The sequence below is a fragment of the Marinobacter zhanjiangensis genome (assembly GCF_014651935.1).
GTDB lineage: Bacteria > Pseudomonadota > Gammaproteobacteria > Pseudomonadales > Oleiphilaceae > Marinobacter > Marinobacter zhanjiangensis.
In genome coordinates, this window is the sequence record NZ_BMXV01000003.1 from 170,390 (window position 1) to 184,751 (window position 14,362).

Consider the following 14,362-nt stretch of genomic DNA (forward strand, 5'->3'; position numbering starts at 1 on the left):
AGAGCCGGGACGTTCTCTGACAGATAACAACACAAACAGAGATGGATGGCGTGGAACAGACAAACGAAGGCTGGCGAATTCTCATTGTTGAGGACGACGAACGTCTGGCAGACCTGACAAGGGAGTACCTTGAAAGCAACGGTCTGGTGGTCACTCATGAAAGCCACGGTGGCAATGCCGTTGAGCGTATCCGCAATGAACGGCCGGATCTCGTGGTGCTGGACCTGATGCTGCCGGGAGAGGACGGCCTGTCCATCTGTCGGCGAGTGCGTCCCTTCTACCAGGGTCCGATCATCATGCTGACGGCTCGCAGTGATGACCTGGATCAGGTGCTGGGCCTTGAGATGGGGGCAGATGACTATGTCAGCAAGCCGGTCAAGCCCCGGGTCCTGCTGGCTCGCATACGCGCCCTGCTTCGCCGGGCTGGTGGCCCCGCCGGGTCAGAGGGTGAGGAAGGCATTGGCGACTCCCCCGAGGAGCCAGTAAGGCTGCAGTTCAACGACCTGGTGGTGGACCGCTCCATGCGGGAGGCCTGGCTGAATGACGAGAGCATCGACCTGACCAGTGCCGAGTTTGACCTGCTCTGGTTGTTGGCCCGCAGCGCCGGCCGGGTGCTCAGCCGCGAGGAGATATTCACTGCCCTGCGTGGCATCGAGTATGATGGTCAGGACCGGTCGATTGACGTCAGAGTGTCCCGCATTCGCCCCAAGATCGGCGATGATCCGGTGCACCCCCGTCGCATCAAGACCGTTCGCAGTAAAGGCTACCTGTTCGTCAAGGAAGCCTGACCGACCACCGGGCAGCATCGCCTGACGGGACACTTGTGTTAAGGCACACTACACATGCCCTTTAGCTTTACGATCAAGTTGTTCGCCCGTCTGGCCGGCCTCGCGGTGTTGATTACCCTTGTCTGTTCCCTGGTGTGGTGGGGGCTGGCGTCGGTGCGCCACCAGGCGTGGCAGGAGCAGCTGGTGGAGCCATTGATGACGTGGCTGGCCCGTACCCCTTCCCCGGGGCAGCAGTACCACTGGCTCTCTCCCCTTTACGACTTTCAGATCACCAGCGCCGACCGGCTGTCCCTGGACCCGGTGATCCGGGAGCGCCTGCACTACGGGCAGACACCGGTGCTGTCCGATCAGGTGGGCCCGAGGGCTCTGGTCGCCAGGTCCACGGGCGGTGTGCTGTCGCTGCGCCTGCGCAATCTGTACCGGAGTATCGCCGAAGCCACCGCGCTGACGGTGCTGTGGCACATGAATCAGGCGGGGCCGGATGATTATGACGAAATGTCACGTTTGCTCGCCAGGGAACTCAACGTCACTTTGGGTGTTGTCGACCGTGCTGGTCGATTGCCGCCGCCGGAGGTGCTGGAGCAGCTGACCGGACAGGACGCGGTTTTCTTTGGCGATGATCGGCAGGGGCAGGTCATGCTGCGTCTGGAAGACGGTTCGCTGATGCGGATGACAATGCCGGCGGGGTTTCATTCCCTGCCCGGGCCGGTGTTGCTGCTTCTGGTTGTGCTGGCGGGACTGGTGCTGCTGATTGCCGTGCGGCTATTGATGCGTGACCTGGACCAGAACCTGAGAACGGTGGAGTCGGTCGCGGTGCGCATCTCCCGGGGCGAACTGGAGGCGCGGGTAGAGCCGGGGCAGGGCAACCTGGTGTCCCGTCTGTCCCGCTCCTTCAACGGTATGGCAGACCAGATCCAGCGCCTGGTGGAAGTGCAGCGGGAAATGATTCATGCCGTCTCCCATGAGCTGCGAACGCCCGTAGCCCGCATCCGTTTCGGCGTGCAGATGATCGAGACGGCAAGGGACGGGCAAGCCCTGCAGCGGCAGCTTGACGGTATTGATAACGACATCCAGGAGCTGGATGAGCTGATTGACGAGATTCTCACCTATGCCCGCCTGGAGCAGGGCGGGCCGGTGTTCAGGCTGCGCCCCGGTCGGGTGACCGATATCGTGCGCCAGGTGGTGGAGGAGCAGCAGGTGATTCACCCCGGCGCCAATATCGAGGCAGTGATCCCGGAAGCGTCCGAGGTCTTCTCGGAGAGTGATATCGAGCCCCGTTATCTGCATCGGGCGATCCAGAACCTGGTAGGTAACGCCTGCCGTTATGCCCGTGGCGAGGTCAGGGTCCGCTGTCTGCTGGACGAGGAAAACTGCCGTATCGACGTTGAGGATGATGGCCCCGGTGTGCCGGAACAGGAATGGGAGAAAGTGTTCAGTGCCTTTGCCCGGCTGGACGACAGCCGCACCAGGAACTCGGGGGGGTACGGGCTGGGGCTCTCCATTGTCCGGCGCATCCTGTTCTGGCACGGCGGCCAGTCATTCGTCGGTCGCAGTCCGGAGCTTGGCGGCGCGCGCTTCAGCCTGGTGTGGCCCCGCCGTCAATAACCCGCAAACTCATCGGGTATTCTCAGGTGCGCTGGAAGGCGATCAGGTGGTCGGCCTCCACCCGTACGGGAACGTGTTCCCCCAGCCGGAAATCCAGATGGCTGCGGAACAGTGCCTCGAATTCGGTATCGTCTGACAGACGGAACCGGTAGAGGGTGGAGGTGCCCGCGAAAGTCTTTTCCACCACCCTGGGTTTCAGGTCGGAGTCCGGATCATAGACGATGTCGTCTGGCCGGATCAGTACGTCCAGTAAAGTGCCGGCCCGCCACTGGCGGTTACGCTTGCCCGTCAGGCTGCCCAGTTCGGATTCAATGGTATCCGCTCCACTGGCCGTTCCCGGAACAAACGCGCCCTGACCCACAAAGCCTGCCACAAATCGATTGGCCGGCTCATGGTAGAGATTGTAGGGCACGTCCCATTGTTGCACCTGGCCATCCTTGAGCACGGCCACCTGGTCACACATGGCGAAGGCTTCCTGCTGGTCGTGGGTGACCAGCAGGGCGCTGATGCCCAGTTCCTTGAGAATATCCCGCACATCCAGGCTCAGGCGCCGGCGCAGGTCCGCATCCAGGTTGGAGAACGGCTCATCCAGCAGAATCAGGGTCGGTTCCGGTGCCAGCGCCCGCGCCAGGGCAACCCTTTGTTGCTGGCCGCCGGACAACTGGTGGGGGTACTTGTCCGCGAGGTCCTGAAGGTGGACCAGCTCCAGCAGTGAGGCGGTCTTGATGCGCTTTTCGTCCCGGCTCAACCCTTTCAGGCCAAAGCCAACGTTCTCGGCAATGGTCAGGTGCGGGAACAGGGCATAATCCTGGAACACCATGCCGATCCGCCGTTGCTCCGGGGGCAGGGTGAAGCCGGGCACGCTGATGGCCTGATCGTTGAGCCGGATTTCGCCCTCGCTGATGGGCAGGAACCCGGCAAGGGCCCGCAATATTGTGCTCTTGCCGCATCCGCTGGGACCGAGCAGGCAGCCGATATCACCATGACCAAGGGCAAACCGGACGTCGGACACAACGTTGGCCGAGCCATAGCCACAGCCCAGCGCCCTTACATCCAGCAGCCAGCTGTCTGGCATCAGGTTGGGTGGTGGCATGGGCTACTCCGATCCGGTTGAATGGCTGATGGGCTCTACTGCTCCAGTTTTCCGAGAATCAGGAATTCCAGCAGTGCCTTCTGGGCGTGCAGCCGGTTTTCCGCCTCGTCCCAGACCACTGAGCCCGGATGGTCCAGCATCTCATCGGAAATTTCCTCGCCACGGTGGGCCGGCAGGCAATGCATGAACAGGGCATCCGTCGCCGCCAGATCCATCAGGGCAGGATTGACCTGGTAGGGCGTGAAGATTTTCCGGCGAGCATCGGCTTCCTGTTCCTGCCCCATGGAGGCCCAGACATCCGTGACGATCAGGTTGGCTCCACGGGCGGCTTCCCGGGGGTCGTCGAAGACTGTGACGCAGTCCTGGTGGGTATCCAGCAGTCCACTGTCGGGGGCATAACCTTGCGGGCACGCGACGTTAAGGTGGAAACCGAAAAGGCGGGCCGCATTGATGTATGAGTTGCACATGTTGTTGCCATCGCCCACCCAGGTCACGGTGGCGCCGGCGATGTTGCCCCGGTGTTCCCGGTAGGTCTGCAGATCCGCGAGTAGCTGGCAGGGGTGGAAGTCATCCGTCAGGGCGTTGATAACCGGTACCTGGGAAACCTTGGCGAACCGGTCTACCTTGTCGTGGGCGAAGGTGCGGATCATTACGGCATCCACCATGCTGGAGATGACCCTGGCGGAATCCTCAATAGGTTCCCCACGGCCCAGCTGGGTGTCCCGGGGGGACAGAAACAGGGCGCTGCCGCCGAGTTGTGACATGCCCGCCTCGAAAGATACCCGGGTGCGTGTGGACGACTTTTCGAAGATCATCGCCAGCACCCGGTTGCCAAGGCTGTTGCGGACCTTTCCGGCTTGCCATTCGCGGCGCAGGAAGCTGGCATGGTCCAGCAGGTCGCTCAGTTCGTTGATGGTCAGGTCATTGAGTGTCAGAAAGTGTCTTGCAGCCATGGCGATGCCCGTTGTGATTTCCTGGCCGACAGCAAATAGAAAACATGCCGGAATGCGTTTTCGCACCGGCTGTGCGGCCTTGATTGAGAAGCCCCCGGGATAGCCCTGAGCGATTGTTTGTCAGGATTTTCCGAGGGGCTTCGATGGTCCATGTGGACGAAAAGCAATAAGTCTATAGGGTTCCCGGGGGTATGACAATCCAGTGCGCCGTCCAGGACACTGGCGCTATTACCTGAGTGTGTTGGTCGGGATTGCGGTTCCCGTGTACAATAGATTTCAGTTCCATACCGTTTGCATGAGGTGAAATTGTGGATATCAACGAGCAGATCAAGAGCCAACTGGAAGAAAACCCGATCATTATCTACATGAAGGGTACGCCGCAGGCGCCCCAGTGCGGATTCTCGTCCCGTACCGTGCAGGCGCTGATGGCCTGCGGCGAGCGGTTCGCGTTTGTGAACATCCTGGACAATCAGGAGCTGCGCGAGGAACTCAAGAGCTACTCCAACTGGCCGACCTATCCCCAGCTGTACATCAACGGAGAGCTGGTGGGTGGTTGCGACATCGTGCTGGAGCTGTCCGAATCCGGTGAGCTGGCAGAAATGGTCAAGGCCGCTGCCAAAGAGCAGGAAGCCTGAGCCGGAACCTGGCGATAACAAGCCTGTAAGAACCAGAAAAGCGCCTCGCGGGGCGCTTTTTTTGATTGAGCATTGAGCTTGCCCTGTCAGGCCTGCTTGCGAAGCGTGCCGACCACGGCGTCAAGGGCCCGGTCGATCAGGGCGCCCTGTTCCAGTACCGTCAGCCGGCCACGTTGCATCTCATGAGCCAGGTCCACCCGGGTTTTCTCGATCACTTTCAGGCCCATGCGGTTGACGAAGACGAAGGAGTCCGCCTCGTCAATAATGGCGGAGAGCTTGCAGCGGAAGCTGGAGCCGTTGACCAGGCGGAACTCCACCCACTGGCCCACATTGATGGCGTCAATCTCGGGCAGGTATTCGGCAACGCCCGCTTCCAGCGGCTCTTCCGGCTCCATGGTGTCTTCGGGTAACGGCTGCTCGGGCTCCAGATCGTCCGGTTCCCTGGCTTCGGCAAGCGCCAGGTTACGGAATGCCTCGGTCAGTTCGTGTTTGAGTTGGGCCATCATCTCGTCGAGACGGGATGAGTTGTAGGACACTTCCTCCAGACCGGCGCGCAGGGCTTTCAGCAAGCGCGGCACCACCCGTACCCACTGGTCCCTTTCGTCGTCGTCCAGGTGGGGGTGCAGGCACCAGATCAGGTCATCCACCACTCGCACCGACTGCTCCCAGCGGTGTTCCACATCGTTGCGCAGATAAGCCAGGAACATCACCCTGCTCCAGCCGTTCACCAGGATATCGTGAATGGCTGGTGGAACCGGCCGCCGGGCCAGTTTCTCCTTGAGCAGGCGGTCCACGGTGTCCTGTGCTTTCTGGGACTTGATACGTCCGCGCTCGGATTCACGGGTACGCTGCTCGACCAGCGAGGCCTTGCGATTCTCCCGGGTCAGGAACTGGTCGAATTCCTCGCCCAGGGTTTCGAAAAGCTGAACATCACCATCGAACTCGTCCAGAATCCGGGCAACAATGTTATGGATCTGCTCGTAGAGTTTGTCGCGGGACTTTTCATCGGCGTTGCTCCAGCCGATACCGGCGCGAGCCAGGGAGTTGAGCAGCTTTCTGGCCGGGTGATTGGCGCGGCTGAAGAAGGACTTGTCCTTGATGACCACCTTCAGGATCGGGATCTGAAGCCGGCTGATCAGCACCTGGATAGGTGCGGACAGGTTGTAGTCATCAAGGATGAACTCGAACAGCATGGCCACGAGGTTGATCAGGTCCTCGTCCATTTCCTGCAGTGCCGGCTGTTTGCCATCCTCGGGCTGGTGAGTCTCGAGGACATGCTCGATCAGGTCCCGCAAATCCACTGTCACCGGTTCGCCGGCACTCAGGTTTCCGCGGGCGGTATTCTGGCCGGCGGTGTTGGCGGATGCCCTGGACAGCATATGCAGCAGTTCGGCGCCGCCAACAATATGGATTTCGGTGCCGCCATGACCCTGCCCGCCACCGTAATGACTGGTGCTATAGCTGCGGTGCCCGCGCTGCTCGGCCAGTAGTTGGCGGATCTGCTGGAACAGGGCGTCGTTTTCCCGGGCCTGATAGCTTTCCTGCGCTTCCGCTGCCTGATGGCTGTCGGGCCCACCCTGGCCGGGCGCATCAGCCTTCGCGGTTTCGGCGCTCTCGTGGCGGGTTTTGCCCTGATAACGGAAGTTGGGCACAACGCCGGCCTGGACAAGAATCCGGTTGGCCTCGTCCATCAGCATGCCAAGATTGGCGACCACATAGCGGTCGAACTGCTTGAGAACAATCAGCCGCTCACGAATCTGGATCTCGAAGGCGCCGGCGGCGTCGGCAAAGGCACGACAGACATAATCCGGCAGCATCGGGTTGACGGGGCGCTCTTCCGACGCACCGGGGTAGATGACCGTAAACCGGGTCTGCAGTTGCAGGAGTGGCCCCTGGAAATAGGCACGTGCCTTGGAAATCATGGCGCTCAGGGCTACCTGCTCTTCCAGGTCATCGTCCTGTACCAGGGAAAGGCTTTCGGCCGAGGCGGCCTCCTGATGCGCTTGCTGGTCCTGGGATTGCTGGTCAGCGTCCGCCAGAGGCGGATGCTCGAAGAGGGCTCCCACAGAATGCTGGAACTGCTTCTCGACACCCTTGCGCTTGATGCGGATTTCCCGCATGGCTTCGAAATAGCGGTTCTGCTCATTGTTGCTGCGGGCGTTATTGGCCAGTTCGAACAGGGAATCATCGACGGCATCGAATGCCCCCTGCAACAGATCGCCCAGGCCGGCGACCACCGTGTCACGGATGCGGGTTACTTCCGGAGGAACGGATACCGGCGACCCCGCACCCTGACGATCGTGCAGGTAATGTATGCCGGATTGTCTGTTCATGGCTGACTCCTGATACGCCTCAACCGGATACGTTACCGAGCTTACTCTGAATTGGTTCTTTATATGCGTAATCTATCGCAAAACCTGCCGGGGTTACACGATTAATTATTGTTAATCAGATAATCAGTTCCCTTCCCGGCCAACAACGGGTACTTCGGTTATTTCCTTAATAAACAGGCCGGCCCTTGCGGGTCGGCCTGTTACCGGGAAGCAGAGGTGGCAGGTGTCAGCTGACGTACTGTGGACCGATACCCATGCTCCAGATGACAACGCTGATCGCCAGCAGTCCGACAAACATCACCAGGCCCACGGTCAGCACGGACGATGCAAACATGAAGCCCCGGTCTTCAGGAATCTTCATGAGTATCGGCAGGCCTTCGTACAGAAGGTAGACCGCATAGGCGACGGCTGCCGTACCCACAGCCATATTGACCCAGATGTTCGGGTAGACCGCCGTCACGCCCAGCAGGAAAATGGGAGTGGCCGTGTAGGCCGCCAGGGTAACGCCCCGGGGTGTGGATTCCTTGACATCGTAGGTCGCGGCAAAGAAATCGATGAACTTGCCAATGATGAAAACGCCTGCCAGCATCGCCATATAGGCCAGGGCGCATAATTGCAGTGCGCTGCTGGTGGTCAGTTTTATCAGCTGACTGCCTCCCACCTGCCAGCCCACCTGGGTGGTGCCGTAAAAAGCTGCGGCAACGGGAATCAGAGCCAGCAAGAGGATGTGGCCGAAGTACAGCTTGCTGACTGATTCGGATTCCTCGCGAATCGCTTTCCATTCTTTGTCGGGGTGTGTAAACAGCCCGAAGGTGTGTGAAAGGCTCATGGACCTTCTCCTCTGCATTTCCTTTATTGTTGTTGGGTGCGGCAATGGGTCGCACGCTTGCAGTTTTGGGTACAGGAGGTCGTCCGGTCAAGAAACTGCTTAAATCATGATCTTTCTAAAAATGTCCGGTTAGACCTAAAGGGCATAAGACTCAAGTGGCCTTTTTGCGCCGGAACGCCTTTTTCTTCGGTAGCGGGTGAACGATGGCAGCCTTTACCACATTGTCCTTGATTTGCAGGACCTCGGTGCGATGGCCATGGATAACCAGGCACACGTTGGTGTCCGGGATGGTCTCCAGGGTCTCGGTGATCAGGCCGTTGAGGGTCTTGGGGCCGTCGGTCGGCAGTTTCCAGCCCAGGTCCTTGTTGATGATCCGCAGGGCAGCGCTGCCATCGATGATGAAAGTGCCGTTGTCCTGGGGGATGATGTCCGGGCTGGTCTCCGAGTAGTCGGTGGTGAAGTCGCCCACGATTTCCTCGAGTATGTCTTCCAGGGTCGCGATCCCCAGGACATCGCCGTACTCGTCCACCACGATGCCGAAACGGCGCTTGGCTTTCTGGAAGTTGATCAACTGGGTATTCAGTGGCGTGCTTTCCGGTATGAAGTAGGGCTCCCGGGAGAGCTGCATGAGCATCGCCTTATTGATGTCTTCCTGCATCAGCAGGCGCGAGATATTGCGCAGGTGCAAAACACCCTGGATGTTGTTGATGTCGCCCTTGTAGATCGGGAGCCGGGTATGCTGGCTGGTGCGTAGCTGGCGCAGGATGGTATCCATGTCGTCCTCCAGGTCCACGCCCACGATTTCGTTGCGGGGCACGATGATGTCATTCACCGTGACCTTTTCCAGATCCAGTATGCTGACCAGCATGTCCTTGTGTTTGGAGGGGATCAGGGCGCCGGATTCATTCACCAGCGTGCGCAGTTCCTCCCGCGAAAGATGATCGGAGCTGGCATCGTCCGTGGAAATGCGCAGCAATCGGAGAATGGCTCCGGTGAACAGGTTAACTGCCCACACCACCGGGTAGAGGGTCTTCAGTAGGGGGCCGAGAACATAGCTTGCGGGGAAAGCGATTTTTTCCGGAAACAGGGCTGCCAGAGTCTTTGGCGTCACTTCCGCGAAGATCAGGATTACGATGGTCAGTGCCACAGTGGCGATGGCAATGCCGGCGTCTCCCCAGAGCCTCATGGCAATCACCGTGGCGATGGCCGAGGCAAAGATGTTGACGAAATTGTTGCCGATCAGGATGACGCCGATCAACTGATCGGTCCGCTGCAGCAGGCCCTGTGCGCGGCGTGCGCCACGGTGACCGGTTTTGGCCAGGTGCTTGAGGCGATACCGGTTCAGGGACATCATCCCGGTTTCCGAGCTGGAAAAGAATGCCGACAGGACAATCAGGCCGGCGAGCAGTATGAACAGCGCCGTGAGCGATGCCTCGTTCAAGAGAGGGGGTCCTTCTTATTGCGGGTGAGCATGGGAAACCGTCGTCGTGTCTGCTGCTGTCAGCCGGCCCGGTGAAAGACCAGTTCCAGCACAAACTTGCTGCCATAATAGGCCAGCATCAGCAGAGCGCAACCGGCCAGGGTCCAGCGGCTTGCGGTGATGCCACGCCAACCCTGGGTCTGCCGGCCAATCAGCAGGGCGGCAAATACCGCCAGGGAGATCAGCGAGAACACGGTCTTGTGGGCCAGGTCCTGGGCGAACAGGTCGCTGACGAACAGGGCGCCGGTGACAATGGCCAGTACCAGCAGAATGACCCCCGCCCACAGCAGCTCGAACAGCAGGGACTCCATGGTCTGCAGTGGTGGCAGGCTGCGCACCAGGGGGCTGTTGTAGTTGTGTTTCAGCTGGCGGTTCTGGAAATACAGCAGCAGGGCCTGGCCGGCGGCCAGGGTAAACAGGCTGTAAGCCGTGACTGACAGCGCGATGTGGGACAGGATGCCCCAGTCGTCCCGCTGAATGAAGCGTGGCGGTGTGTGGGTCAACAGGGCGGCGACCACGGTCAGGCTGGCCAGCGGGTAGGCGCCTAGGAACAGGCTGTCCACCGGCTTGCTGTGGTTCATCACCAGCAGGATGACCACCACCAGCCAGGAGATCAGCAACGAGCTCTGGAAGAAACCCAGGTTCAGGGCGCCGCCGACGAACAGTGTCTGCCACAACAGGAGACTGTGGGCCACCAGGCCCAGGCCGCCGATAATGGTGACCACACGTTTGTTGATATCAATGTGTCCGCGGAAGCTCAGCGCCTGCAAGGCGGTACCAATGCTGTAGAGGAACAGGGTGGTTACGGCGAGAATCAGCGTTCCCATGGCATTCCTGGCTGGTGGTTATGTGATAAGGTCCGGGCTTCCTGCTTAACAGGCGGTGGAATTTGCCGGGCTGGTCGTTTCAGCGCGTTAGTCTGGTTATAATGTCGTGATTGTGCAACCGGAATCAACCGGTTTGCGTTTGCTGTCATGCTCTTGGGCCATTTTTCTGGCGGCCCGGCATGATCCGGACGTTTCAGCAATTCATTCTTCAGGGCTTACGGATACCACCATGTTTGAAAACCTGACAGACCGACTCTCGGGGAGTCTCAGGAAAATTTCCGGCCAGGCCAAGCTGACCGATGACAATATAAAGGAAACGCTGCGCGAAGTTCGCATGGCCCTGCTGGAGGCTGATGTCGCCCTGCCAGTGGTCAAGTCCTTTGTCGAGGGCGTGCGCCAGCGGGCGCTGGGCCAGGAGGTACAACGCAGCCTCTCGCCGGGCCAGGTGTTCGTGAAGGTGGTCCAGCAGGAGCTGGAGCAGGTGATGGGGTCCGGCGACGAGAAGCTGAACCTGTCCGTGCGCCCGCCGGCGGTGATCATGATGGCCGGCCTGCAGGGTGCGGGCAAGACCACCACGGTTGCCAAGCTTGCCCGCCTGCTCACTGAACGGGAAAAGAAATCCGTGCTGGTGGTGAGTGCTGACGTCTACCGGCCGGCTGCCATCAAACAGCTGGAAACCCTGGCCGGTGAGGTGGGGGTAGAATTTTTCCCCAGCTCCGCGGACCAGGACCCGGTGGCGATCGCCGAAGGTGCCATCGACGCCGCCCGCAAGAAGCATATCGATGTGGTGATCCTGGATACCGCCGGTCGTCTGCACGTGGACGAGCAGATGATGGGCGAGATCGGGCGCCTGCACAAGGCCGTCAGTCCGGCAGAAACCCTGTTCGTGGTGGACGCCATGACCGGCCAGGACGCTGCCAATACCGCCAAGGCGTTCAGCGACGCCTTGCCGCTGACCGGTGTGGTACTGACCAAGACGGACGGCGATGCACGGGGTGGTGCGGCCTTGTCCGTGCGGCACATCACCGGCAAGCCCATCAAGTTCATGGGTGTGGGCGAGAAAACCGATGCCCTGGAGCCGTTCCATCCGGACCGGGTGGCGTCACGGATTCTGGGCATGGGCGATGTGCTTTCGCTGGTAGAGGAAGCCGAGCGCAAGCTCGACAAGCAGAAGGCCGAAAAGCTCACCAGGAAGATCAAGAAGGGCAAAAGCTTCGATCTGGAGGATTTCCGCGACCAGCTGCAGCAGATGAAAAGTATGGGCGGCATGGCCGGCATGCTGGACAAGTTGCCTGGTATGGGGCAAATGGCCCAGATGGCCCAGAGCCAGGTCAGCGACAAGTCCTTCGGGCAGATGGAGGCCATTATCTGTTCCATGACGCCCAAGGAGCGCCGTTACCCCGACAGCATCAACAACTCCCGCAAGCGTCGTATCGCCGCGGGTTCCGGTACCCAGATCCAGGACATCAATCGTCTGCTCAAGCAGCACAAGCAGATGCAGAAGATGATGAAAAAGTTTGGCAAGAAAGGTGGCATGCAGAACATGATGCGGGGTATGCAAGGCATGATGCCACCGGGTGGCGGTGGTGGCGGAATGCCGCCTATGGGCCGTAGGTAGAAATCGGCACCGGTTGCCTGTTTTCTTTACCGGGGAATTAGCATAGAATAGCGCCCCTTTCGAGTATGGGTCGACGTGGCAGCGCAGTTGTGGCTGGCGCGCATCGTATAAAGTTCGCAAAACAGAACAGGATATTGGTCGAAATGGTAACAATCCGTTTGGCTCGTGGCGGCGCCAAGAAGCGTCCGTTCTACCACTTGGCAGTAACAGACAGCCGCAACGCCCGCGATGGTCGTTTTATTGAGCGTGTAGGTTTCTTCAATCCGGTCGCCCGTGGCCAGGAAGAGCGCCTGCGTATTGACCAGGAGCGTGTGGACCACTGGATCAAGCAGGGCGCACAGCCCTCCGAGCGTGTTGCACAGCTGCTGAAGACTGCTGGCAAGTAATAGTCTTTACCGGGGTTCTGGCATGGCGCAGCATCCACAGGAAACTGTGATCGGCCGGATTACCTCGGTCTTCGGGGTCAAGGGGTGGCTCAAGGTCTACTCCTACACAGACCCCGTGGACGGCATACTGAGCTACCGTCACTGGACGCTGGTCCATGACGGCAAGCGTATCGCCGCCGAGCTTGACACCGGTCGCCGCCAGGGGCAGGGGATCGTGGTCAAGCTCAAGGGCATCGATGACCGTGACCTGGCCCGGACCTACGGCGGCGCCGAGATCCGGGTGCCGTTGTCGGAACTTCCGGATCTACCGGAAGGTGAGTACTACTGGTATCAGCTGGAACAGCTGTCCGTGTACACGGTAGAGGGTGAGCGCCTGGGCAAGGTGGATCACCTGCTGGAAACGGGGTCCAATGACGTTCTGATCGTCAAGGCGGATGACGCCTCCATTGATCAGCGCGAGCGCCTGATCCCCTATTTGCCGGACGACGTGGTTCGTGAGGTGGATCTGGCGGCCGGTCGGCTGGTGGTGGACTGGGACCCGGAGTTCTGAGGGTGTGGATTGGCGCGGTCAGTCTGTTTCCCGACATGTTCGGCGCGGTCACCGATTACGGGGTCACCAGCAGGGCAGTGCGTGACGGGTTACTGACCCTTCAGCGCTGGAACCCCCGGGACTTTACCCATGACCGGCATCGTACGGTGGATGACCGGCCCTACGGCGGTGGTCCCGGTATGCTGATGAAGATTCAGCCGCTGCGGGATGCGATTCATGCCGCCCGCAAGGAGGCGCCGGGCAACGCTTGTGTGGTTTACCTGTCGCCCCAGGGCGAGCGGATGAACCAGCAGGTGGTGGAGTCTCTGGCTTCACAGGACAGTCTGATTCTCGTGGCAGGTCGCTACGAGGGTGTGGACGAACGCCTGATCTCGACGGAAGTCGATCGGGAAGTGTCACTGGGGGACTTTGTGCTCTCCGGTGGCGAGCTGGCGGCCATGGCCGTCATTGATGCGGTTGCACGCCTCATCCCCGGAGCGCTGGGTCATGCGCAGTCAGCAGAGCAGGATTCCTTTGCTGACGGTCTGCTGGATTGTCCGCACTACACCAGGCCCGAGATATACGAAGGTCAGGCGGTGCCGGAGGTATTGCTGGGCGGTCACCACGAACAGATCCGGCGATGGCGGCTGAAAGAGTCGCTGAGGCGAACCCGGGAGCGACGCCCCGACCTGCTGGAGCAGCGGGTGCTGACGGACGAAGAGCGTGAGCTGCTGGACGAGATTTTAAACGAACCGGGTGCCTCTGATTGAATCAGGGCATTATGAGATTGGGTATCAGGAGCACAGTACGATGAGTGGCAAGAACGACATCATCAGTCAGATTGAAAACGAACAGATGACCAGGGAAGCCCCGCAATTTGCACCGGGCGACACCGTGGTTGTTCAGGTTCGCGTAACTGAAGGTAACCGTGAGCGTCTGCAGGCGTTTGAAGGTGTGGTTATCGGCAAGCGCAACCGTGGCATGAACTCCTCCTTCACCGTTCGCAAGGTATCCTATGGTGTGGGTGTTGAGCGTACTTTCCAGACGTTTTCCCGTCTGATCGACAGCATTTCCGTGAAGCGTCGCGGCGATGTTCGTCAGGCCAAGCTTTACTACCTGCGCGAACTGTCCGGCAAGGCTGCACGGATCAAGGAAAAGCTGGGCTGATTCCAGTCCGGTTGAAGACTCTGCGGCGGGTTTGCAAACCGGTGGCAGTGTTCTCGAAAAGGGCGGCTCCGGCTGCCCTTTTTCGCGTCGGGCGGCCAGCAATCGATGGGACAGTCGCC

Annotated in this window: 14 protein-coding genes; 8 read left to right on the plus strand and 6 right to left on the minus strand. The window is 60.1% G+C overall.

What is annotated here, in order from left to right; translation table 11 throughout:
* The first annotated feature begins 41 nt into the window (after nucleotides 1–41).
* Both IE079_RS07470 and IE079_RS07475 read left to right on the plus strand, forming a co-directional pair.
* The gene (locus IE079_RS07470; RefSeq protein ID WP_189575035.1) at nucleotides 42–788 is read left to right on the plus strand and encodes a response regulator; all 747 of its coding nucleotides are present in this window, start codon (nucleotides 42–44) and stop codon (nucleotides 786–788) included.
* A gap of 54 nt (nucleotides 789–842) precedes the next feature.
* A complete protein-coding gene (locus IE079_RS07475; protein ID WP_189575037.1) occupies nucleotides 843–2,393 on the plus strand; it encodes an ATP-binding protein in 1,551 nt (516 codons plus the stop codon).
* A 22-nt stretch (nucleotides 2,394–2,415) separates the two neighbouring features.
* Here IE079_RS07475 and IE079_RS07480 read toward each other — a convergent pair whose 3' ends face one another.
* Nucleotides 2,416–3,486 carry an ABC transporter ATP-binding protein gene (locus IE079_RS07480; protein ID WP_227712374.1) on the minus strand — a complete coding sequence of 357 codons (1,071 nt, stop codon included), beginning with the start codon at nucleotides 3,484–3,486 and terminating at the stop codon, nucleotides 2,416–2,418.
* A 35-nt stretch (nucleotides 3,487–3,521) separates the two neighbouring features.
* Nucleotides 3,522–4,439 carry an ornithine carbamoyltransferase gene (argF, locus tag IE079_RS07485; protein ID WP_189575039.1) on the minus strand — a complete coding sequence of 306 codons (918 nt, stop codon included), beginning with the start codon at nucleotides 4,437–4,439 and terminating at the stop codon, nucleotides 3,522–3,524.
* Nucleotides 4,440–4,747: 308 nt separating this feature from the next.
* Between argF and grxD the strand changes: the two genes are divergently transcribed.
* Nucleotides 4,748–5,074 (plus strand): Grx4 family monothiol glutaredoxin, encoded by a 327-nt coding sequence (gene grxD / locus IE079_RS07490; protein WP_189575042.1) that lies wholly within the window; start codon nucleotides 4,748–4,750, stop codon nucleotides 5,072–5,074.
* Nucleotides 5,075–5,160: 86 nt separating this feature from the next.
* On the opposite strand, the gene IE079_RS07495 is transcribed toward grxD, so the two are convergent.
* The 4 genes from IE079_RS07495 to IE079_RS07510 form a co-directional block, all read right to left on the minus strand.
* Nucleotides 5,161–7,407 carry a DUF1631 domain-containing protein gene (locus IE079_RS07495; RefSeq protein WP_189575044.1) on the minus strand — a complete coding sequence of 749 codons (2,247 nt, stop codon included), beginning with the start codon at nucleotides 7,405–7,407 and terminating at the stop codon, nucleotides 5,161–5,163.
* Between the two features lie 226 nt (nucleotides 7,408–7,633).
* Nucleotides 7,634–8,236, minus strand: a complete 603-nt coding sequence (locus IE079_RS07500; protein ID WP_189575046.1) for a Yip1 family protein — start codon at nucleotides 8,234–8,236, stop codon at nucleotides 7,634–7,636.
* A 151-nt stretch (nucleotides 8,237–8,387) separates the two neighbouring features.
* Nucleotides 8,388–9,677, minus strand: coding sequence for an HlyC/CorC family transporter (locus tag IE079_RS07505; protein WP_189575048.1), 1,290 nt, complete (start codon nucleotides 9,675–9,677; stop codon nucleotides 8,388–8,390).
* 59 nt (nucleotides 9,678–9,736) lie between these two features.
* The gene (locus IE079_RS07510; protein WP_189575050.1) at nucleotides 9,737–10,543 is read right to left on the minus strand and encodes a cytochrome C assembly family protein; all 807 of its coding nucleotides are present in this window, start codon (nucleotides 10,541–10,543) and stop codon (nucleotides 9,737–9,739) included.
* 229 nt (nucleotides 10,544–10,772) lie between these two features.
* On the opposite strand from IE079_RS07510, the gene ffh reads away from it, so the two are divergent.
* The 5 genes from ffh (at nucleotide 10,773) to rplS (ending at nucleotide 14,243) form a co-directional block, all read left to right on the plus strand.
* Nucleotides 10,773–12,161, plus strand: coding sequence for a signal recognition particle protein (gene ffh, locus IE079_RS07515; RefSeq protein WP_189575052.1), 1,389 nt, complete (start codon nucleotides 10,773–10,775; stop codon nucleotides 12,159–12,161).
* Nucleotides 12,162–12,304: 143 nt separating this feature from the next.
* On the plus strand, nucleotides 12,305–12,547 hold the full coding sequence (gene rpsP / locus IE079_RS07520; RefSeq protein WP_189575054.1) for a 30S ribosomal protein S16: 243 nt from the start codon (nucleotides 12,305–12,307) through the stop codon (nucleotides 12,545–12,547).
* A gap of 22 nt (nucleotides 12,548–12,569) precedes the next feature.
* A complete protein-coding gene (gene rimM, locus IE079_RS07525; protein WP_189575056.1) occupies nucleotides 12,570–13,097 on the plus strand; it encodes a ribosome maturation factor RimM in 528 nt (175 codons plus the stop codon).
* A gap of 2 nt (nucleotides 13,098–13,099) precedes the next feature.
* A complete protein-coding gene (gene trmD, locus IE079_RS07530; RefSeq protein WP_189575058.1) occupies nucleotides 13,100–13,846 on the plus strand; it encodes a tRNA (guanosine(37)-N1)-methyltransferase TrmD in 747 nt (248 codons plus the stop codon).
* A gap of 40 nt (nucleotides 13,847–13,886) precedes the next feature.
* Nucleotides 13,887–14,243 (plus strand): 50S ribosomal protein L19, encoded by a 357-nt coding sequence (gene rplS / locus IE079_RS07535; protein WP_189575060.1) that lies wholly within the window; start codon nucleotides 13,887–13,889, stop codon nucleotides 14,241–14,243.
* The last annotated feature ends 119 nt before the right edge of the window (nucleotides 14,244–14,362 follow it).

What these genes read in the sequence shown, in the direction of transcription:
- IE079_RS07495 (WP_189575044.1), bottom strand. Translation starts at nt 7,407, where the DNA reads ATGAACAGACAATCCGGCATACATTACCTGCACGATCGTCAGGGTGCG.
- rplS (WP_189575060.1), top strand. Translation starts at nt 13,887, where the DNA reads ATGAGTGGCAAGAACGACATCATCAGTCAGATTGAAAACGAACAGATG.
- rpsP (WP_189575054.1), top strand. Translation starts at nt 12,305, where the DNA reads ATGGTAACAATCCGTTTGGCTCGTGGCGGCGCCAAGAAGCGTCCGTTC.
- IE079_RS07480 (WP_227712374.1), bottom strand. Translation starts at nt 3,486, where the DNA reads ATGCCACCACCCAACCTGATGCCAGACAGCTGGCTGCTGGATGTAAGG.
- argF (WP_189575039.1), bottom strand. Translation starts at nt 4,439, where the DNA reads ATGGCTGCAAGACACTTTCTGACACTCAATGACCTGACCATCAACGAA.
- rimM (WP_189575056.1), top strand. Translation starts at nt 12,570, where the DNA reads ATGGCGCAGCATCCACAGGAAACTGTGATCGGCCGGATTACCTCGGTC.
- IE079_RS07475 (WP_189575037.1), top strand. Translation starts at nt 843, where the DNA reads ATGCCCTTTAGCTTTACGATCAAGTTGTTCGCCCGTCTGGCCGGCCTC.
- IE079_RS07500 (WP_189575046.1), bottom strand. Translation starts at nt 8,236, where the DNA reads ATGAGCCTTTCACACACCTTCGGGCTGTTTACACACCCCGACAAAGAA.
- IE079_RS07510 (WP_189575050.1), bottom strand. Translation starts at nt 10,543, where the DNA reads ATGGGAACGCTGATTCTCGCCGTAACCACCCTGTTCCTCTACAGCATT.
- ffh (WP_189575052.1), top strand. Translation starts at nt 10,773, where the DNA reads ATGTTTGAAAACCTGACAGACCGACTCTCGGGGAGTCTCAGGAAAATT.
- IE079_RS07470 (WP_189575035.1), top strand. Translation starts at nt 42, where the DNA reads ATGGATGGCGTGGAACAGACAAACGAAGGCTGGCGAATTCTCATTGTT.